The 21,201-nt window shown below is 65.1% G+C and carries 16 protein-coding genes; 3 read left to right on the plus strand and 13 right to left on the minus strand.

All coding sequences use genetic code 11. The features are described 5' to 3' along the window. Positions 1–114: 114 nt before the first annotated feature. From hutG to DIE15_RS23760, 8 genes are all read right to left on the minus strand, one after another. Positions 115–918, minus strand: a complete 804-nt coding sequence (gene hutG, locus DIE15_RS23730) for an N-formylglutamate deformylase (protein ID WP_057927666.1) — start codon at positions 916–918, stop codon at positions 115–117. Positions 919–1,240: 322 nt separating this feature from the next. Further along, positions 1,241–4,984 (minus strand): bifunctional proline dehydrogenase/L-glutamate gamma-semialdehyde dehydrogenase PutA, encoded by a 3,744-nt coding sequence (putA, locus tag DIE15_RS23735; RefSeq protein ID WP_124834497.1) that lies wholly within the window; start codon positions 4,982–4,984, stop codon positions 1,241–1,243. Positions 4,985–5,070: 86 nt separating this feature from the next. Next, entirely contained in the window at positions 5,071–5,901 is an 831-nt protein-coding gene (locus DIE15_RS23740) for an ABC transporter permease (protein WP_082664783.1), read from the minus strand. A 4-nt stretch (positions 5,902–5,905) separates the two neighbouring features. Next, on the minus strand, positions 5,906–7,207 hold the full coding sequence (locus tag DIE15_RS23745; protein WP_260428318.1) for an ABC transporter permease: 1,302 nt from the start codon (positions 7,205–7,207) through the stop codon (positions 5,906–5,908). A gap of 215 nt (positions 7,208–7,422) precedes the next feature. Then, complete coding sequence (locus DIE15_RS23750) at positions 7,423–8,496, minus strand: ABC transporter ATP-binding protein (protein WP_057927663.1); 1,074 nt, start codon at positions 8,494–8,496, stop codon at positions 7,423–7,425. Positions 8,497–8,725: 229 nt separating this feature from the next. Next, entirely contained in the window at positions 8,726–10,336 is a 1,611-nt protein-coding gene (pruA, locus tag DIE15_RS23755; RefSeq protein ID WP_057927662.1) for an L-glutamate gamma-semialdehyde dehydrogenase, read from the minus strand. Positions 10,337–10,348: 12 nt separating this feature from the next. Next, positions 10,349–10,471: a hypothetical protein gene (locus DIE15_RS37775; RefSeq protein ID WP_260428319.1), complete on the minus strand. Its 123-nt coding sequence runs from the start codon at positions 10,469–10,471 to the stop codon at positions 10,349–10,351. A gap of 73 nt (positions 10,472–10,544) precedes the next feature. Then, positions 10,545–11,693 carry a branched-chain amino acid ABC transporter substrate-binding protein gene (locus DIE15_RS23760; protein WP_057927661.1) on the minus strand — a complete coding sequence of 383 codons (1,149 nt, stop codon included), beginning with the start codon at positions 11,691–11,693 and terminating at the stop codon, positions 10,545–10,547. A 419-nt stretch (positions 11,694–12,112) separates the two neighbouring features. On the opposite strand from DIE15_RS23760, the gene DIE15_RS23765 reads away from it, so the two are divergent. Further along, positions 12,113–12,820 carry a TetR family transcriptional regulator C-terminal domain-containing protein gene (locus DIE15_RS23765; RefSeq protein WP_124834498.1) on the plus strand — a complete coding sequence of 236 codons (708 nt, stop codon included), beginning with the start codon at positions 12,113–12,115 and terminating at the stop codon, positions 12,818–12,820. Here DIE15_RS23765 and DIE15_RS23770 read toward each other — a convergent pair. Both DIE15_RS23770 and DIE15_RS23775 read right to left on the minus strand, forming a co-directional pair. Then, on the minus strand, positions 12,799–13,809 hold the full coding sequence (locus tag DIE15_RS23770) for a LysR family transcriptional regulator (RefSeq protein ID WP_124834499.1): 1,011 nt from the start codon (positions 13,807–13,809) through the stop codon (positions 12,799–12,801). The genes DIE15_RS23765 and DIE15_RS23770 overlap by 22 nt on opposite strands. A gap of 77 nt (positions 13,810–13,886) precedes the next feature. Then, positions 13,887–14,690 (minus strand): N-formylglutamate amidohydrolase, encoded by an 804-nt coding sequence (locus tag DIE15_RS23775; protein ID WP_124834500.1) that lies wholly within the window; start codon positions 14,688–14,690, stop codon positions 13,887–13,889. A gap of 416 nt (positions 14,691–15,106) precedes the next feature. On the opposite strand from DIE15_RS23775, the gene DIE15_RS23780 reads away from it, so the two are divergent. Next, positions 15,107–16,171, plus strand: a complete 1,065-nt coding sequence (locus tag DIE15_RS23780; RefSeq protein WP_124834501.1) for a polyamine ABC transporter substrate-binding protein — start codon at positions 15,107–15,109, stop codon at positions 16,169–16,171. A 105-nt stretch (positions 16,172–16,276) separates the two neighbouring features. Here DIE15_RS23780 and DIE15_RS23785 read toward each other — a convergent pair whose 3' ends face one another. From DIE15_RS23785 to DIE15_RS23795, 3 genes are all read right to left on the minus strand, one after another. Beyond that, positions 16,277–17,206: a GlxA family transcriptional regulator gene (locus tag DIE15_RS23785; RefSeq protein WP_124834502.1), complete on the minus strand. Its 930-nt coding sequence runs from the start codon at positions 17,204–17,206 to the stop codon at positions 16,277–16,279. Between the two features lie 179 nt (positions 17,207–17,385). Beyond that, complete coding sequence (locus DIE15_RS23790) at positions 17,386–18,537, minus strand: hybrid-cluster NAD(P)-dependent oxidoreductase (RefSeq protein ID WP_124834503.1); 1,152 nt, start codon at positions 18,535–18,537, stop codon at positions 17,386–17,388. Positions 18,538–18,545: 8 nt separating this feature from the next. Further along, entirely contained in the window at positions 18,546–19,805 is a 1,260-nt protein-coding gene (locus DIE15_RS23795; RefSeq protein WP_124834504.1) for an SRPBCC family protein, read from the minus strand. Between the two features lie 335 nt (positions 19,806–20,140). Here DIE15_RS23795 and DIE15_RS23800 point away from each other — a divergent pair, with 335 nt between their 5' ends. Further along, entirely contained in the window at positions 20,141–21,061 is a 921-nt protein-coding gene (locus tag DIE15_RS23800; protein ID WP_124834505.1) for a LysR substrate-binding domain-containing protein, read from the plus strand. Positions 21,062–21,201: the final 140 nt, after the last annotated feature.

The raw sequence follows: 21,201 nt of genomic DNA on the forward strand, positions 1-21,201 counted from the left end.
ACACGCGGGTAGCCGGGCCGGCTCCCGCGTTTGCCGCCATCACCGGATCTCCGTGATGGCGGTTTTTTTTGGCTTGCAGGCACGCGGCGGCACGTGCCCCGCGAGCGGCATCACTCAACGATCGACGCTCCGCAATGCATCGACCGCCGCGCGCATCATGCGCGCCACAACCGGCCCGACCCGATCGGCGCGGTCCACCCGATAGTCGAACGGCGGCGTCTCGTCCATGTAGGTCGACTGGCACATCTCGAGCTGGATCGCGTGAACGCCGTCAGCCGGCCGGCCATATTCGCGCGTGATGTATCCGCCCTTGAAACGCCCGTTCGCCACCCAGGTGAACGGCTGGCGATCGAGCGTGCCGGTCACCGCGTCGAGAATGCGCGCATCGCAACTCGCGCCCGAGTTCGTGCCCAGGTTCAGGTCCGGCAGCTTGCCGTCGAACAGCCGCGGCAGCACGCTCGCGATCGAGTGCGCCTCCCATAGCAACACCGCGCCGTGCGCCGCCTTCAGGCGCGCGAGCTCGGCGCGCAGCCGCGCGTGATACGGCTGCCAGTACGCATCCAGGCGCCGCGCGATTTCGGCCGCGTCGGGCGCGGCACCGCTCGCATAGAGCGGCTCGCCGCGAAACGTCTCGGTCGGGCACAGCCCGGTCGTCGTCTGTCCCGGATACAGGCTTTCACCGCTGGCCGGCCGGTTCAGGTCGATCACGTAGCGGGACACGCGCGCCGCCAGTATCGACGCCCCCGCATTCTTTGCGAACGCATAGAGCCGGTCGAGATGCCAGTCGGTATCCGCGACGTGTGCCGCCACGTCGGTCAATTGACTTCGGACCTGCGGCGGGATGTCGGTGCCGAGATGCGGGATCGAGATCAGGAGCGGCAATTCCCCCTGATGAAAGTGGAATACGGCGTCGGTCAAGATGGAATCTCCATGGAGGAATGAGGCCGGGATGGATGGGTTGCTTCCGGGCGCCCGGTCGCGCGTAGTCGGTCGCGCGTGGCCGGTCGAACGAGCCGGACAAGCCGGACGCCAGGCCCGGTCGCCGGTGCGGTTCCGCATGCGTCGCAGCGACAACGGCCAGCGCCACTTCGGCACGCGGCCAAGCAACGACGCGACGGGATCCGTTCGAATCCCGTCGCGCCGCCCGCCTCGCGCTCGATCGACTTCCGGCTGGACACGTCGAACGGCTGACGGGAAATCGGCGTTGCCCGAACGCCGAATGAAGGTGAGAAGCGATCGGCTACGCGAAATCCTCGCTCAACACCATGAGCTGCGTGTTTCCACCGGCAGCGCTCGCGTTGACCGTCGTCACGCGTTCGCGAACGAGGCGGGTCCAGTCGTACATGCCGTGAACGTCCGGCGCGAGCACGACGGCGCCGGCATCCGCCGCGGCGGTACGAATCGACGCCACCTGCGCGTCGTCGCCGTCGACCAGCACGACCGCCGGGCGAACGCCCGCGATGTCGCCGCGAACGACACGCTGCACATCGTCCGTGTCGACGATCCGGCAATATCCGGCGAGACGCGCGGCCACGTCACCCGCCATCGGCGACTTCAGCAGGATCACTTCGTTACCGAATGCCGTCGCCGCGACGGCCTGCGCGATCACGCTGCTCATCGATGCACCCGCGCAAAGGACCTGACCGCGGGCGAGCACCTCCGTCGTGTTCTCTTCGCCCGTCAGGGCCGGCAGGCCGACCGGAAGCGTGTCGACAATCAGGCGGGAAAGCCTCGTGCTCGCATTCGCGATGACGTCGGCCGCTGCCAGGCGCCGTTCCGATGCCAGCGAGAACAGCGCATCGACCCGAGCGCGGCTCGCCTGTTTCGCTTGCTGAAGTGCGGCCTGCCGCGCCACGAAGCGGCCGTCGCCGGTCTGCATCGGAAACTCGTAGAACTTCTCGCTGTTCAGCCGGGAAGACGGCGCGAACGGACCGTTCGCGCCCGCATACGCATTGGGAATCTGCCGGGTAAGCGCAAGCAGCGTCAGCGGACCGCCCATCATCGGTCCCGTCCCCGACGCACCCACGCCGCCGAACGGCTGCATGCCGACAAACGCGCTGTGCATCGCGCGATTGACGCACACGCTGTTGGCGGTCGAACGCGACAGCAGCATGCCGGCGGCCTCGTTGATGCGGGTATGCAGCCCCACTACACCGCAGCCGATTGCGTTCAGGCGGTCCATCAGCCGGTCCATTTCGCCCGTCTTCCACCGGACGACGTGCAGCACGGGGCCGGCGATCGCGAGATCGACGCCCGACAACGCGTCGAGCGTGCCCAGGTCGACGATGGCCGGCGCGACGAACTGGCCTTTCGCGCAGTCGCCCGATACACGGGCACGGATCACCTTGAATCCGCGGCGCGCCATCTGTGCGAGGTGGCCATCCAGCTGGTCGCGAAGCTTGCGTGTCGCCACCGGCCCGATGTCCGTCGCCGAATCCAGCGGATCGCCGATGCGCCGCTCGCTCAGCATCCCCGTGAGCATCCGCAGCACGATCTCGGCCGTGGAGTCCTGCAGGCACAGGATGCGCAGCGACGACGCGAGTTGCCCGGCATGCTTGAAAGCCGACACCATCGCGTCGGAGATGACCTGTTCGGGCAACGCCGAGCTGTCCACGACCAGCGCGTTCACGCTGCCGACGATCGTGACGAGCTTCGCCGCGCTCGACGCCTGTGCGAGCTGCAACGCGATCGCCTTCTCCACGCGCGACGTGCCCGTGAAAAGAACGGCCGCCACGCGACGGTCGGCGACGAGCGCGCGTCCGACCTCCTGTCCCGAGCCCAGCAGAAGCTGGACGACGCCGTCGGGCATACCGGCCTCGAGGAACAGGCGGACTGCCGCATGGGCGACCAGCGAACCGCCCGATGACGACGGCTTGGCGATCACGGTATTGCCGGCCGCGAGCGCGGCGGCGATCTGACCGACCGCGGTTGCCAGCGGCGACGCCGACGGCGTGATGCTCACGACCGTACCGAGCGGCTCCGCCGCTTCGAGACGGCTGTCCGTTCTCAGCTGATAGGCGTACAGACGGCAAAGGTTCACGGACTTGCGAATCTCGTCGGCCGCTTCCGCCAGGGTCGCACCACTTTCCAGCACCAGCAGCGCACCGAGCCGGCACGCGCTCTGCTCGATTCGTTCGGCTACCGAATCAAGGCACGCGGCGCGATCGGCCACGGACTGCTGACGCCACGCGGCCGCCGCATGCACGCCGGCAGCGAGTGCCGATGCGACCGCGTCCGGCCTGCATGCGGTCACGCTGCCGATGACTTCCGACGAATCGCTCGCACCGAACACCAGCGCGGTCGCATCGGAATGGATGTCCGATACGCCGGCGACGATGGACTGTGCGCTCAGCCGATTCGCGCGCAGTTCCGCAATGGCCGCATCGAACTCCGCCGACTGGCTGAAACTCAGCGCCGCGGCGTTGACGCGCCCCGGCAGCACGCCTGTCGGCGCGACGATGCCGGCATGCGGCCGGCCACCGGTGCGCGCCGCGCGCGCGACCGGATCCTCGACGATGTCGTCGATGCTGACCGCCTCGTCGACGATCTGGTTCACGAACGACGAGTTCGCACCGTTCTCGAGCAGGCGCCGGACCAGATAGGCCAGCAGCGTCGCGTGCGGCCCGACCGGCGCGTAGATGCGGCATGCACGGCCGAGTTTCGACTTGCCGACGACCTGGTCGTAGACGGTTTCGCCCATCCCGTGCAGGCACTGGAACTCGAATTCCTGGTTCCCACCCAGCGTGAACGCCGCGGCGAGCGAGAACGCGTTGTGCGTCGCGAACTGCGGGAAGATCGCATCGGGCGCGGCCAGCAGCGCCTTCGCGCAGGCAATATAGCTGACGTCGGAATGCACCTTGCGCGTGAACACCGGGTACCCGGCCGCGCCTGCGTCCTGCGCGAGCTTGATCTCGGTATCCCAGTACGCGCCCTTCACGAGGCGAATGTTGATGCGCCGGCCGGTCGCGCGGGCGAGCGCGATGATCCAGTCGGCCACGGCGCGCCCGCGCTTCTGGTACGCCTGGAGCGAAATGCCGATGCCGTTCCACCCGCGCAGGCTCGGTTCGCGGCAAAGCCGCTCGAGCATCTCGAGCGTCAGGTCGAAGCGCGCCGACTCTTCCTGGTCGAGGTGGAAGCCGATCTGGTAACGCTTGGCGAGTTCCGCCAGTTGCAGCAGCCGCGGATACAGCTCCGCGATGACCCGCTCGCGCTGCGGCAGTTCATAGCGTGCGTGCAGGCCCGAGATCTTCACCGAGACACCCGGGCCTTCGATCGGCCCCTGCCCGCCGGCCTCCTTGCCGATCGCTTCGATCGCATGCTTGTACGAATTGAAATACGCGAGCGCATCCTCGTCGGTCAGCGCGGCTTCGCCGAGCATGTCGTACGTATAGCGATACCCGCTCGCTTCGTGGCTTTTCGCGACCCCGATGGCCTCCTCGATCGTCTGCCCGGTGACGAACTGCTTGCCGAGCATCCGCATCGCGTAGGCCACCCCCGCGCGCACCACGGTCTCGCCGCCCTTTCTGAGCACGCTCATCAGCGCCTCGGTCAACGCGGCATCGTCCGGCTTCTTCAGCAGCTTGCCGGTGATCAGCAGGCCCCACGCGGTCGCATTGACGAAGAACGACGGCGATTTGCCGAGATGCGCGCGCCAGTCCGCATCGACGATCTTGTCGCGAATCAGCTGGTTGCGCGTTTCCGTATCCGGAATGCGCAGCATCGCTTCGGCGAGGCACATCAGCGCGATCCCCTCGCGGCTGTCCAGCGAGAATTCCTGCGTGAGCAGATCGACGCCGCCCGCGTCGATGCGCGCATCGCGAACGCCCTGTGCGAGCTTGCCCGCGAGCGCCTGCGCCTTCGCGAGCGTCGGGCCATCCATTCTGGCTTCCTGCATCAGCGCCTGCACGACGACCTGCTCGTCCAGCGAGGAAGCGTCGACGATTCTACGGCGCAGCGCGCTCAAATCCGTCGATACCGTTTGCATTGGTTTGAATTCCGTCAGCATTTTGATAGACCCACTGATTGCTTCGACTATGTGTCGTGTTTCGCTTGCGTCGAAACACGCGATACTCAACCGGCCTGCCCGCGCAGCCGTTCGGTGCGGCGCCGCAGCCACTCGAGCGTGACGAGCAGCAGGGTCGAGACGACCACGAGCACGGTTGCAACGGCGAGGATGGTCGGGCTCAGCTGCTCGCGGATGCCGGCCCACATCTGCCGCGGGATGGTCCGCTGGTCCGGGCCCGTCAGGAACAGCGCCACGACGATCTCGTCGAACGACGTCGCGAACGCGAACAGCGCGCCCGACACGACGCCCGGTGCGATGATCGGCAGCTTGACCTGCCAGAACACGCGCATCGGCGATGCGCCCAGGCTGCGTCCGGCGCGCGTCAGGGTCTCGTTGAAGCCCGCCAGCGTGGCGGTCACCGTCACGACGACGAACGGCACGCCGAGCGCCGCGTGCGCGAACGTCAGGCCCAGCAGGCTGCTGGTCAGTCCGAGCGGGCTGAACGCGAAGTACACGCCGACCGCGGTGATGATGACCGGCACGATCATCGGCGAGACCAGCACGCCGGTGATGAACGACTTGCCCTTCAGTCGCGGATGCATGAGGCCGAGCGACGCGAGCACGCCCAGCAGGCTCGCGAGCAGCGTCGAGCCGACGCCGACGATCAGCGTGTTGCGAAGCGCGAACATCCATTCGGCACTGTCGAAGAACTCCGCGTACCAGCGGAAGCTGAAGCCGGGCATCGGATACGTGAAGTACGGCTGCGAATTGAACGACAGCGGCATCACGACCAGTACCGGGAGCACCAGGAACAGCAGCACGAGCAGCGAGATCGCGACGTGCGCATAGCGTCCCGCGCGGCCCCAGATCGTCACGTAGGCAGGAAAATTGAACATGGTTTCACCCCAGCTTCACGCCGGCACCGCCGGTCAGTCGAACGAACATCCCGTACACGATCAGCACGCCTGCCAGCAGGATCGTGGCCAACGCACTGGCGAGCCCCCAGTTCAACGTCGAATTCACGTGGTTCGCGATGTAGTAGCTGGCCAGCTGGTCTTCCGGGCCGCCGACGATCGCGGGCGTGATGTAGTAGCCGACCGCGAGGATGAAGGTCAGCATGCCGGCCGCGCCGACCCCGGGCAGCGTCTGCGGGAAGTACACCTGGAAGAACGAGCGGATCGGGCCGGCGCCGAGCGAGCGCGCCGCCTTCATGTACAGGTTCGGCACGCCCTTCATCACGCTGTAGAGCGACAGGATCGCGTATGGCAGCAGGATGTGCGTCATCGCGACCAGCACCCCGAAGCGGTTGTAGATCAGCGGCAGCGCCGAATCGGTGAGGCCGAGCCGGATCAACCAGTCGTTGAGGACACCGTTGGTCTGCAGCACGACGACCCATGCGGTCGTGCGCACGAGGATCGACGTCCAGAACGGCAACAGCACCATGATCATGAGGACGTTGCTGTATCGCGCCGGAATGTTGGCCAGGAAGTAGGCGACCGGATAGCCGAACAGCAAACACAGCAGGCTCACCGCGATACTGACCCAGGCCGTGCGCAGAAAGACGCCGATATACAGCCGCTCGCCCGGCGACTGACGGACGATCTCGCCCGTTTCGTCGCGCTTGAAGTCGAGGGCCTTCAGGTAATAGCCGAAGGTCCAGGGCGACGCCGCGTACTTGATGGTCGACCACGTGCGAAGCTCATCCCAGCGAGGGTCGATCGCCGCCATCCGCGCGCGCCATGCGCCACCCGTCTCGCCCGCGTCACCCGTACCGTCCGCCAGATGCCGGGCGGTTTTCATCAGCAGGCCGCGCATCCCGGTCTCGTCGTAGTTCAGGCGGGACGCGATGCGGCTGAGCCCTTCGCCGGCCCGGCTCGCGACCAGTTCCTTCCCGAACGTCGCATACAGCTGCTCGTCCGGCAGCTTGCCGGCCTTCGGTTCCCATTCGCGCAGCATGGCCGCGGTATGCGGCAGTTCCTGCGACACCGTCGGGTCGCGCAGGCTTTTCAGCAGCAGGCTGCCGATGGGGACGAGGAACGTCACCAGCAGGAAGGCGAGCAGCGGAAACATCAGCAGCATCGCCTTGATCTGACCCGCACGTTCGGTCCTGCGCAATCTGGCTTTGAGCGCCTTCGAATCGGGAACGGCAACGTTCTCGATCCCGTGTGTCATGACCGTCATATCACTGGGAAGAATCATCATGTTCGGCGGTTGCAACCGCGCCTCCTGGTATGGACAGTGGTCGGTCCGGTTACTGCCGGGCCGGCCGGACCGCAAACTTCTGGTTCAGGTCGCCGGCTCGGTCCGCGCAGAGCATGACGATAAGGAATCCAGATAATTAACTCCGGTTCGCTCCGTGGTCTCCACGCTGAATTTCCCCGGCGTTCCGGCGAGACGCCGGCCCTGCTACATCGACGTTACAGTGCTCGACACGCGTCGGCCATCCAGCCGATATCGACGGCGTCGCCGATCCGCAGGTTGCGCGCGGCGCCGTCGTTGGGCAGCTTCACGATGAAATCGCCACGGCCGCACACCTGCATGACGATGCGCAGGTGGTCGCCGTAATAGATCAGGTCCTTCACGCCGGCGTTGAACACGTTGTCGCATCCGCGCGCCTGCTCGCCCACCGCGATGCGCTCGGGACGCAACGACACGCTGGTGTTGCCCGACAGCTGGATCCCGCCGTTCGCGCTGGCATGGATCGCCTGACCGCCGTCGAGGCGAACGACGCAGCGCGGATGGTCGAGCGAGGACACGACGCCGTTGAGCTCGTTGCTCTCGCCGATGAAGCGCGCGACGAACGCGTTTGCGGGCTTCTCGTAGAGCTCCGACGGCGACGCGAGCTGCTGGATGATCCCGTTGTTGAACACGGCGATCCGGTCCGACATCGTCATCGCTTCGCCCTGGTCGTGCGTGACGTAGACGACGGTCAGTCCGCTCTGCTCGTGAATCTGCTTGATTTCGTACTGCATCTGCTCGCGCAGTTGCTTGTCGAGCGCGCCGAGCGGCTCGTCCATCAGCACCAGCGCCGGCTCGAACACGAGTGCGCGTGCCACGGCAATGCGCTGCTGCTGGCCGCCGGACAACTGCGCCGGCATGCGGTTCGCGAACTTCTCCATGTTGACCATCCGCAGCGCCCGCATCACTTTCGTGTCGATCTCGCTTTTGGAGACCTTCCGGACCTTCAACGGAAACGCGAGGTTCTCCGCGACCGACTTGTGCGGAAACAGCGCATAGCTCTGGAACACCATGCCGATGTTGCGGCGCTCCGGCGGGATCCGGTTGATCGGTTTGCCCTGGAGGAGAATCTCGCCGTGCGTGGCGGTTTCGAAGCCCGCGAGCATCATCAGGCAGGTCGTCTTGCCCGACCCGGACGGCCCCAGCATCGTGAGAAATTCGCCCTGCTCGATCTCGAGGTTGAGATTTTTCACGACCAGCGTTTCGCCGTCGTAAGTCTTCTGGACGTTCTTGAATGAGACGATCGTCGACATCGTATTCTCCTGTGGGTCAGAGTTGGCGCTTCAGCGCTTTATGTCGGCCGGAGTCAGTGCTTCAGCACTTACTCCGGCCCCATGCTTCGCATCCGATCCCATGCTTCACGATTGATCAGAGTCGGCGCACGTGCGCCTGCGTCGACCGGAGCCTTGCTTCAGCATCGGCTCCGGTCCCATGCTTCGCACCCTGACCTCATGCAAAGCTTCGCGGAAAACCTGCCCGGGCTTACTCGCCGAATCGCCACTCACGCGGCGGCAGGTACGTTTCCTTGACCACGCGCGGCGACGCCCAGCGCAGCAGGTTCAGGTACGAGCCCGCCTTGTCGTTCGTGCCGCTCGCCCGACCGCCGCCGAACGGTTGCTGGCCGATCATCGCGCCGGTCGGCTTGTCGTTCAGGTACAGGTTGCCCGCGGCGTTGATCAGCGCGGCTTCGGCCTGGTGCAGCGCGAAGCGGTCGGTGCTGAAGATCGAGCCGGTCAGCGCGTACGGGCTCGTCGCATCGATGAGCTCGAGCGTGTCCGCCCACGCGTTGTCGTCGTAGACGAACACCGACAGGACCGGGCCGAACAGCTCTTCGGTCATCAGCGCGTGCTTCGGATCCGAGACTTGCAGCACGGTCGGCTCGACGAAGTAGCCGGGATCCGACCAGGTCTTGCCGCCCGACACGACGGTCACCGCGCTGTCTTCCTTGGCGGCACCGATCACGCGTGCGAGCTTCTGGTACGACGCCTGCGAAATCACCGCACCCATGAAGGTGCTCGCGTCGGCGACGTCGCCGACCTTCAGTTCCGCCAGGCGCTCGCGCAGTTCCTTGCTCACCGCCGGCCACAGGCTGCTCGGAACATAGGCGCGCGATGCGGCGCTGCACTTCTGGCCCTGGTACTCGAATGCGCCGCGAATCAGCGCGATCGCCACTTCGGACGGGTTCGCCGACGCATGCGCCAGCACGAAATCCTTGCCGCCCGTTTCGCCGACGAGACGCGGAATCGTGCGGAACGCGTCGACCTTCGACGCCACGCCCTTCCACAGCGACTGGAACACGGCCGACGAACCCGTGAAATGGATGCCCGCCAGATCGCGCGAAGCGAGCGCGACGCGCGTGGTCATCTCGGCGTCGCCGGGCACGAAGTTGATGACGCCCGGCGGCAGGCCCGCCTCCTCCAGCGCTTCGTAGAAAATGTAATTCGCGAGCGCCGACTTTTCGGACGGCTTCCAGAGCACCGTATTGCCCATGATCGCCGGCGCGGTTGTCAGGTTGCCGCCGATGGCCGTGAAGTTGAACGGCGAGACCGCATACACGAAGCCTTCGAGCGGACGCCAGTCGGCGCGGTTGACCGCGCTCGGCACCGACAGCGGCTGTTCGGCGTACACGCGCTGCGCATTGAACGCGTTGAAGCGCAGGAAGTCGATGAGCTCGCACGCGCTGTCCGGCTCGGCCTGGTCGATCGTCTTGCTCTGGCCAAGCATCGTCGCCGCGTTGATCTTCACGCGCAGGCGCGTCGCGATGATTTCGGCGGCCCGATGCAGAATCGTCGCGCGGCTGGCGTGCGTGAGGCTCGCCCAGTCGCGCGCCACCGCTTTCGAGCTCGCGATGGCTTCCGACACCTGCGCTTCGGTCGGGCGGTGGATGCGGGCCAGCACGCGTTGATGATCGTGCGGCGCGCGCACCTCGACCGTATCGTTCGAGAAATACTTCTTCCCGCCGATGACGGTCGGGATGTCGACGACTTCGCGTTGCCCGAGGGCCTTGCTCAGTGCGTCTGCGGCTTCGGTTCCCGGGCGGAACGACACTTCCGGTTCGTTGGCCGGCAGCGGAAATTGTGCACCTGAACTCACGCTAACTCCTTGTCAAATCGTTTCGATAAAACCGATCGGGGATGGCGCATCGGCGCGGTTTTCGGCAGCGTTTCCCGAATCGGTCACTTCAGTTTCGAGAGTAGTGGCTGCCAAAAAAGCCCCGTGCTTCTTCATGTCGACTTATGCAAAGAATCGGACATCGTTATGGAACGCCGACGCCCGGGCCCGTTACTGGCGTGAACAGGCCTTACTCCGCCCCGATCGTCGTGACCGGAACCCAGCGGCCGCCCTTCACCTGATAGAGCGTCGAGGTCGGGTTCTTGAGGTCGCCGTTCGCGTCGAACGCGATCTTTCCGGTGATGCCTTCGTAGTGCGTGTTGCGCAGCGCGGGCAGGAAGTCGGCGGGTTTCGCGGAATTGGCCTGCTTCATCGCGTTGATCGCCACCCACGCGCAGTCGTACGCAAACGGCGCATAGGTCAGCATGTCGGAACCGAACCGGTTCTTGTATTTCTGGACGAACGCCTTGCCTTGCGGCAGCGAGTCGATCGGCCGCCCGTATTCCCACGCCATCGCACCCTCCGCGGCCGGCCCCGCGTCGTTGATGAAGATGCGATCGGCAATGCCGCCGCTGCCGACGAACTGGGTGCGCATGCCGAGTTGCCGCATCCGTTTCGTGATGAGGCCGCCCTGGACGTCGAGACCGCCGAAGTACAGCAGATCGGCCTGTGCGGCCTTCACGTTCGTGAGCTGCGCGTTGAATTCGACGGCCTTGTCGTTCGTGTATTCCGCCAGCTCGATCTTGCCGCCGGCCGCGGCGACGGCCTTCTTGAACTCCTCCACCGCGCCCTGGCCGAACGCGGTGCGGTCGTCCATCACCGCGATGCGCCGCGCCTTCGTGACGGTCACCGCGTACTTGCCGGCATTGCCGGAGTTCTGCGCGTCGGTCGCAATGATGCGGAAGACGGTCTTCAACCCCTGGCGCGTAATGGCCGGATTGGTCGCCGCCGGATCGATCAGCGGAATGCCGGCTTTCGCGAAAATCGGCGCGGACGGCAGCGCCACGCCGGAGTTGTAGTAGCCGACCACCGCGGCCACGCCGTCGTCGACGAGTTTTTGCGCGACCTGCACGCCGATGCGCGGGTCGCCCTGGTCGTCGACCGCATCGAGCTCGAAACGGACTTCCTGCCCGCCCAGCTTGATGTGCTGCGCATTCGCCTCCTCGATCGCGAGGCGCACGCCGTTCTCGATGTCCTTGCCGCTTGCCGCGCTCTGCCCGGTGAGCGGACTCGAGACACCGATCTTGACGACCTGTTGCCCGTAGGCCGCACCGCAGGCGACGGACAACGCAATGGCGCTCAGGCCGGTGGCGAGCGCCTTGTGCGAAAAATTGAGCATGGGTTCAGTCCCGCAGAGAAAGGAAAGGAGAGATCAATCGCCGTGACGGCTTGGCTCGACATCCGGCCCCGATTATCAGGGTCACATATCGACCAATGAATCTGAACGTTTGTTCAGTACATGCACGGCTCGCTGTACTATATAACCGGCCTGCCTGATATCAAAAATAAAAACGCACGGTCTGCATGCACGTTAACACTAATAATTTGTCGTTTTCTGCTATGCGCCCGCCGATTCGGCTCGACTGCGCATGAACATCCGTTCAATCACACTGAAAAATGCAAGCATCGATCCCCACCGGATCGGCATGAACGCTTGTTCAGTCACGCGCATTCGGCGCTATCATCGTGCGAACCCCTCACTGCTCCGCACGGAATGACGGCAAGCAGCGTTCAATCTGGAAGGCACGGAGCACGATCATGGAAGATGGCAGCCGCCGCGGAACCGTTTCCGACGGCCGCAAGGACGAATCCGCACAATACGAGGGCATGCGCCTCAAGCTGATCGATTCGACGCTCGAAGTCGTCGGGCAAGTCGGGCTGGAGAACCTGACGATCCGCAAAGTCAGCGAATACGCCCGTGTGTCGGTCGGCCTGGTGCACCACCATTTCGAGAACAAGAACAACCTGGTCTACAAGACGTTCGTGTATCTGATCAGGCGCGTGCGCGAACAGCTCACCGCCGGACGGCGAGGCATCGCCGACCCGGTCGAGCGCATGAAATTCACGGCGGACATGTGCTTCAGCGATGAAGTCCTGAGCCCCGGCGCGGCCAACGTCTGGCCGCACATGTGGAGTTCGTCCGCCCACGACGACGAAGTGCGGCGGCTATGCACCGCCTTTTCCAGGCGCCTGCGATCGAACTTCATTCACGACCTGCGAAACGCCGGGTGCGACAGGACCATGGCCACGATCTGGGCCATTCAGGCGATGGCGTTGGTGCACGGGCTGTGGATCGAGCACCGTGTGGCCAGCACCATCACGATCGATGAAGTGATCGGGATATTCCACGGCATGATCGACGATGCGACCGGGCAGATCTGGCGGCTGAACATGCGCGGCACATCCCGGCGACAGACGCCGGACGGCGCCGGCGCGCACGGGAATCAATCGGCTTCGGGCAGGTAGACGTCTTCCGGCTTCAGCGACAGCGTCCTCGCGATATCGCGCGACACCTGGCGTTCGTAAGCACGGCGAAGCAGGTCGTAGAGATCCGCGGGCAGATGGCCCAGCTCGTTCTCGCGGTACGACAGGTAAAACGAACGGCTGAGGCCGGTATACGGCCGGCCGTGCCGCGAGAACGCCGTGAGCGGCACGACGGTGATGTCCGGCACATAGTGACGCGATTGCCACACGCACAGCGGTGTGGTGATCGCGAAGCCGAGCCCGGCGGCCACAAGGCTCAGCGCCGGATCCGTCGCATCGAATTCGCACGATCGCTCGATGTGCTCGGCATGCGCGGCGAGGTACGCATCCACATGCTGGCCGATGACCGATCGCGCACTGTAGCGAATGAATTGAAGATGCTTGCCCAACTCGGTCAGTGTCGTCAAACGATCGATTTCGAAGCCTTTGGGCAACACGACGAAGTACGGCTCGGAAAACAGCTTCTGCTTGCGAATGCCCATGGCCGGCGTGGTGCCGCTCGTCGTCACGGCAACGTCAAGCTGACGGGCTTCCAGTTGCGCGTCGAGCGTCGGCGTGATGCCGGACCAGAGCCGGATCTGGTGCGATGCGCCCGACAGCGCCTTGATGATGATCGGGCCGATCGTCGCGGCAAACGAATCCACGCATCCGAGCCGCACGACGACGCGCTTGGCCCGCGACACGTTGCGCACGCTCTCCACCATCTGGTCCGCGCTCTGCAGCAGCGACGCGGCGTGCTCGAACAGACGCTGGCCGGCTGCGGTCGGCCTGGCAGGCCGGGTCGCACGGTCGAGCAGCGTGGTGTCGAGCAGCGTCTCCAGCGCCTTGATGCGCTGCGACACGCCCGCTTGCGAGATGTTCAGTCGATCGGCGGCATCGGAGATGGACCCCGCTTCCACGACCGCCAGCCAGCTCGCAAGGAGATCCCAGTCGGGATACCGTTCAGGTCCGCTATCTTTCATGATGGGCATCAAAGTGACAGATGACTGTAGCACGGGATGGTGTCGCCCTGAAGCCCTCGACGGGAATCGATCTCGCGATGCATTGCTCACGCACCCTCGGCGTTCGCCAGCGTCGACAACGCGTCCAGCAGATGGCCGAGCAGCCCGTCGAACTCGTTGGCGGTCGACTTGGCGACAGGTGCGGCCTCGCACGCCTCCCGCCACTTGCCGGCGACCTCCAGTTCGACGACGTGCACGCCGGCCGCAGGCATTCCATAGTGCTGTGCCGCAAAGGCGTCGGCCAGTTTGCCGTTGACGACCCACGAGCGTCCGCTGCGCTTGACCGACTTCGTCAGGGTGCTGACGAGGAGCTTGTCGCACGATGCCCCGCGGTTCGTTCCCACGTTGCAATCGGACGCGCCGGACGGGTGTTGAAACGGCGACAGCCGCGAGCTGGCGTGCGGCACGACGAGCAGCACGTCGCCATGGATCTCGCGCAGCCGTTTCAACTCCGTTGCGAGTGCGTCGTGATAGGGCTGCCAGTACTGTCGTACGCGCCGCATCACTTCGACTTCCGACAGCTCGGCCATCCCGCCGTAAAGGCGCTCCCCCGATGGGGAATGGGGCCGGCACAGCGCGCTGCGGCCGAGTTCGGACGCAAGCGACTGAGGGTCGGCGGCCATGTTGACGTCGATCACGCACGGATGCATGCGCGCGGCGATGCAGGACATCCCGCGCGCCGCGGCGGCTTCCCGGAGTCTTGCGCCGCCCGGATCCACCGGCATCTCCTGCACGGCGCGCCACGCGCGCAGCGCCTGCAACGCCTCCGGAATCGCCGTCCCGACATGCGGCGCCGCAACCAGTATCGGCCCGTCGCCGCGATAGATCTGACCGCTGGCCTCATCGTACATAGCGTCGCCCTCGATTTGGTGTCCGCACGCACGTCACGCGGCACGAACCGGTGACACGCGTGTTCATGTTCGCGCGTCGGTCAACACTACGCGTCGCGCCCGGTCGGCGCGATATCGTAAGCGCGCCTTTATCTATGCATAAGCGGCTGTTGCGAAGCGTCGGTGCAATTTCGTCCACCCCAAGATCGATTCGCGACCGGAACGCGGGCTTGCGGATCGCGGCATCATCGAAGGCAGCTCGCAAGCACGACGTATGAGTACCCGCCGCCAGCCCGATCACGCGAAAGGGCGCGCGGCGGAGATTCAGATGGATGTGCCGACCGCGGCAGACGCGCCATTTCCGGCTTCGACCGAAGGCCGCCTGCCGCTCGAAAACTATCGCGGAGACTTCTGCACATTTCTTGGTGAGGCTTTAAATGAATCACTCTTTGAAGGCGTTGGCACTCGTCGTGATCGGCATGGCGGCGCTGCCGGCCACGGCCGCCGAACTCGTTTTCTCGTCATGGGGCGGCTCGTATCAGGACGCGCAAAACGCGACCGCCGTGCGTCCGTTCGCGTCGCAATCGGGAACGAACGTCAAGACCGATACGTACAACGGCGGGATTGCCCAGATCCGCAGCCAGGTCGAGACGAAGAACGTCACGTGGGACGTGGTCGACATGCAGCTCGCCGACGCAACGCGCGCGTGCGACGAAGGTCTGCTCGAGAAGATCAATCCCGCGTCCCTGCCGGCAGCCTCGACGGGTGCCGCGGCCAAGTCCGACTTCATGCCGGGCGGCCTGTCGGACTGCCTGGTCGGCAACGTCGCATGGTCCACGGTGATCACGTACAACAAGAATGCGTTCAAGGGCGGCGAGCCGACGAAGATCGCGGACTTCTTCGACCTGAAGCGGTTCCCCGGCAAGCGCGGGCTGCGCAAGTCGCCGGAAGCCGCGCTCGAATGGGCGCTGCTCGCCGACGGCGTCCCCGCCGCGGACGTCTACAAGACGCTCGCGACGCCCGACGGCCTGAAGCGCGCATTCCGGAAGCTGGATACGATCAAGTCGTCGATCGTCTGGTGGGAAACCGGCGCGCAGCCGCCACAGCTGCTGGCCGACGGCGAAGTGACGATGACGAGCGCCTACAACAACCGGATCTACGTCGCCGCCACGCAGGACAAGAAACCGTTCGGATTCCTGTGGGATGGTGAAGTCAAGAACATCGAAGGCTATGCGATCGTGAAGGGGGCGAAGAACCAGAAGGCCGCACAGGACTTCATTCGCCACGCGACCTCGACCGAGTCCCTCGCGAAGCTGGCCACGGCCACGGCGCTCGGGCCGCTGCGCCAGTCGTCGGTCAAGCTGGTCGATCCCAAGGTCGCGCCGTACCTGCCGACCGCGCCGCAGAACCAGAAGAACGCGATCGACACCAACATCGCATTCTGGGCCGATCATTCCGACGACCTGAACCAGAAGTTCGCGGTCTGGCTCGGCCAGAAGTAAGCGAGCGACGCAACCATGAAGCGGGGCGGGCCGTGCGCCGGATGGCGAATGGCCCGCCCCGCCCTGTCGTCCGGACGATCGTGCCGATTCGATCTCGATGGCCATCTATGCCTGACGCGGAATGCGACGCTCGGCAATCGGCGCATGGCCGAATTCCCGTCGATACGCCTTGCTGAAACTGCACGCCGACGGGAATCCGCAACGGCTCGATACGTGCGCGACGAAATCGTTACCGGTGCGCAATAGCCCTTGCGCGTGCTTCAGGCGAACACTCAGGTAATACTCGCGCGGAGACGCGTTCAGATACTGCTTGAACATGCGTTGCATCTGGCGCTCCGACAGTCCGACGAGCCGCGAGATTTCGTCGAACGAAAGCGGCTCCTCGACGTTGGCCTCCATCAGGGTCACCGCCTCCACGAGCTCCGCACGCGCCGACTCGAGCCGCGCGCCGACCGGTATCGGCTGGTGCTCGCTCGCGCTTCGCAGCCTCGTCAGCAGCAGGTGTTGCGACACGCGTACGACCAGATGTGGGCCGAGATGCGTCGATATCAGATTGAGCATCATGTCCAGCGGGGCGGTGCCGCCGGTACAGGTCATGCGGTCGCGATCGACGACGAACAGTTCGCGTGCGATCCGGACGTCCGGAAACTCGGCGCGCAGCCTGAACAGATCCGCCCAGTGCACCGCACAACGGTAGTGGTCGAGCAAGCCCGCCGACATCAGCGCATACGCACCGCTGCACAGCGAGCCCAGTGCGATCCCGCGGCTCGCGAGCGCGACGAGTGCCTGCCGCAGCCGCGCGTCCACGGTCTCCCGGATGTGCGTGCCGCCGCATACGATCATCACGTCCGGCAGATCGCCGGATGACTCCAGCGCCTGCACGGGCCGGATCGAGATGCCGTTGCTGGCTTCGACGGGGACGCCGTCGACGGAGAAGACCGTCCAGCGATAGTGCTCGATACGGTCCACGTAATTGGCGATGCGCAACGCTTCCAGCGCATTCGTGAATGCAATCATCGAATACGACGGAAGCATGAGAAACCCGAAATGGCGCGGTTTCGAATCCGGGACAGGCGAGACGTCGTGCACGATTGCAACGCAAGGAAAGTGAACGGACCTGGATGAAGGCGCCCCGGGACGGCTTCGTGGAGAAGCGGCCCGGGACGCCGTCCGACTGAAGGTGGGGAAACCGGAACCCGAAGGTTCGGCGCGGACTACAGATCCAGCACGAGATCCGACGTCGGCCGGCTGCAGCACATCAGGCGCAGGCCCTTGTCGATTTCGCGCTGACGAATGCCGCCGTTGTGATGCATGTCGACGGTGCCTTCGAGCACCGCGGTCTTGCACGTGCCGCAAATGCCCTGGCTGCACGAGGACGGCAACGCGACGCCGTTCTTGCGCGCGGCAGTGAGCACCGTCTCCGACGCATTCATCGCGAACGTCTTGCCCGACTTGGCCAGCCGGACCGTATAGGTGCCGTCCGCCACTTGCTCCGCGTTGCCGGATCCATCGGCAACGTCAGCAAGCGGCTCCACCGTTTCGGCAAAGTTGAAGCTTTCCTGATGGTAGCGGGCCGGGTCGTGGCCGCCCTGGACGAGGAGATCCCTGACGGCGTTCATATAGCCCGACGGGCCGCATGTGAACACCTCGCGGTCGCGATAGTCCGGGACGCGCTCGCGCAGGAGTTCGACGCTCAGCCTGCCGATCGGGCCGCGCCAGCCTGCCTCGGCCCCCGGCGCTTCGCACACGTGGATCACCTGGAGATGGTCCGCGTCCTCCCGCAGCCGGTTCAACTCGTTGCGAAAGATGATGTCCTCGGGCGTTCTCGCACTGTGAACGAACACGATATCGAGATTCAGGCCGAGGTCGATCGCCGCGCGCGTCATCGACATCAGCGGCGTCACGCCCGAGCCGGCCGACAGGTACAGCATCTTCACGGCCGGCGCGGCGGCCGGCGTGAAGATGCCGGACGGGCCGAACGCATCCAGCTCGACACCGGGCCGCATGTTGTCGTGCAACCAGGTCGACATGATCCCGCCGGGCGTGCGCTTGACCGTGATCGTCAACGTGTACGGCCGCGTTGGCGGCGACGAGATCGTATAGCAGCGGCTGACCGGCACGCCGTCGATGTCCGCCGATACGGTGATGAACTGGCCGGGCTCGAAGGCGAAGGCCTGGCCGTCTTTCGCGCGGAACACGAAGGTGCGGACGTCGTGCGTTTCGGCCCGCACCCTGCAGCACACCAGCGTCTTGCGCTCGCCGCTGGACCATTGCGGCTCCGCGCGCTCCCAGGTGTCGGGGTCCGAGAAGCGATCCCGTGCTTCCGCAGCCGGACCGGCCACGCAAGAATTCTCTCTGACAGTCATGGCGAAACTCAGATTCCGTGAGCCTTCAGGCGTGCGTCGTACCAGCGTGCGAACTGATCGAGCGCGGCTTCCGTGTAGGTCGAGTACGGGCCGGGCACATAGGCGGGGTCCTGCGTTCCGCTATGCGTGATCGCAACCAGATCCGCATCCTGCCGCGTCGTGGCTTCCCACACTTCGGTCAGCGTCTTCAGGTCGTAGTCGACGCCTTCGACCGCATCCGCATGCACCAGCCACACGGTACGCACCACCGTCTTGTCCGGCGCGAGCGGCAGGATGTACGCGACCACCGCATGATCGCTCATCACGTGCGTCCACGAGTGATGGCCCCACATGTGCACGTCGCCGAGATCGCGGCGCTCCAGGCCGCCGAGCAGCTTCGTGCATGCCACCTTCGTATCCATCGTCTGCGATTCGCAGGCACCGGCAATGACGAGCCGCTGCGAACGGAAATTCGTGTCGACGCTCTCGTCGAGCGACTCGAACGCTTCGCAGATATAGCCTGCTCCCTCCCACTCTTCCTTGCGGGCCGCATTGTGCGCAAGGTACGCGTCGTACTCGCGCAGCGATTCGTCGCTCTGCCCGTCCGGACAGAAGCCGAAGTCGTGCGCAAGGAACGATTGCGTGAGTTCCGGATGCGTACCGCCGCAGTGGTAGCACTCGCGGTTGTTCTCCATCACGAGTTTCCAGTTGCCGTTCTCGACGATCGTCATCTCGTGCGCGATCTTCGTGCGCTGCATGTCGTGCGGCGCGAAGCGCGGCGCCATCACCGTCTCGAGCGTCGAGAAATCGTCCGGTGCCTCGTCGGCAAGGCAAACGAACACATGCGCGCCGACCACCTTGACGTGCACCGGGATCAGGCTCCGGCATGTCGTGTCGAATTCCTTGCCCATGTGAGTCGCATGTTTCAGGCTGCCGTCCAGGTCGTACGTCCACTGGTGATACGGACACACCACCATGCCGACGGTCGCCTTGGCGCCGCCCTTCATCAGGCGTGCGCCGCGATGCCGGCAGACGTTCCGGTAAGCGCGGATGTTCTCGTCGTCGTCACGCACGATCATGATCGACGACTTGCCGATGTCCACCGCGTAGACGTCGCCCGGTTCCGGCACGTCGGCCGTCACGGCAACGAAGATCCACAGCTTCTCGAAGAAGACTTCGACGTCCGTCTCGAACACGTCCTGGCGGCCAAAAAGCTCGGCCGGCATCCCGTGTCCGGGCTTGCGGCTGTCGAGCAACTCGCGATGGGTCTTGAGCGGGATCGCAGACATGTACTCCTCCAATGGGTTGACTTTCGCAATGCCTCCATTGCGCTTTGCCCGAAGTATTGGAGTGCCGATTCGTAGCGTCAACGCGCCTTATTTTCTGCTTCGCATTACTTTAAGTTATGCGATCTTTGCCCCGCCCTGATTTACCCTGATTCGACTGGCCCGCAAGGAATCCGGCGCCATCCGACCGCCGCGGCGCACCGACTTGACCCCTACAATTTGTAGGCTCAGGATGTCGCGCCGGCGCGCCGAACGATGGGGCGCCGCCATGGCGTTTCCGATGGCCGGACGCCATCCGGCCTCGAGCCTGCACCCCGCATGACACCAACCTGATGAACATGACGAAACGAACCAAAGGGTATCGACGCATCGTCCCGTCGTTGACGGCGCTGGTCGAGTTCGAAGCAGTCGCGCGCCTGGCGAGCTTCACGCTTGCCGCGACCGAACTGGGTGTGACGCAGGCGGCCGTGAGCCGGCAAGTACGGTTCCTCGAGGAAACGCTGAATGTCCGTCTCTTTCATCGCCTGCATCGCTCGATCTCGCTGACGACCGAGGGGGAAATGCTGTACCTGACGGTGGCCGAATCCATGCAGAAGATCGCCGGCGTATTCGATCGCCTGTCGACCGGCGCCGAGCAGCAGGAACTCGTCCTCGCGTCGACCGCGCCGTTCGCGCAATTTCGGCTGCTGCCGCGGCTTCCCAAGCTCAAGCAACTGAATCCGCCGTTGCAGTTGCGGCTGACCACCCAGATGTTCACGGCCGACCTCCGGCACGTCGAGGTCGATGTCGCGGTGCGCTATGGCGATGGCCGGTGGGCGGACGGCACGTCGATCCTCTTGTTCGACGAGGAAGTATTTCCCGTCTGCTCGCCGCGATTCCTCGAGGAGAACGGCATGCCGGAATCGCTCCAGGCGCTCGCCGCGCTGCCGCTCGTCGAATCCGATTCGACCTACGAGGGATGGATGGGCTGGGACGCATGGTTCCACTCGGTGGGTCACCGCCCGAGCCGCTTGAACTACGTCCTTCGCTGCAGCCTCTATACCGACGCCGTCCAGGCGGCGCGATACGGGCAAGGCGTCGCACTCGGCTGGAGCCGGATGGTCCACGACCTGCTGGCGACCGGCGAGCTGGTCCGTCTGCCGGTCGCGTCCTGCAAGATGACCGATGCCTATTTCGTCGTCGTGCCTCACGGCCGCTCGATCACGCCGGCAGTCAACCAGTTGATCGACTGGCTGCGCGAGGATCTCCCGGTTCGCTGAACCGCGCCGTTCGACTTTCCGCACTCGTCGTTGATCGGCCGGCATCACGTCCGCGACGCAGGTCGGCTTCGCGCCGCCGGTGCCCATTCGCTGCGTCGCGTTGCCGTCGTTTCCTGCGCGTCGTTGCCTACGGTTTCGCT

The sequence above is a fragment of the Burkholderia sp. Bp9031 genome (assembly GCF_003857965.1).
Classification (GTDB): Bacteria; Pseudomonadota; Gammaproteobacteria; order Burkholderiales; family Burkholderiaceae; genus Burkholderia; species Burkholderia ambifaria_A.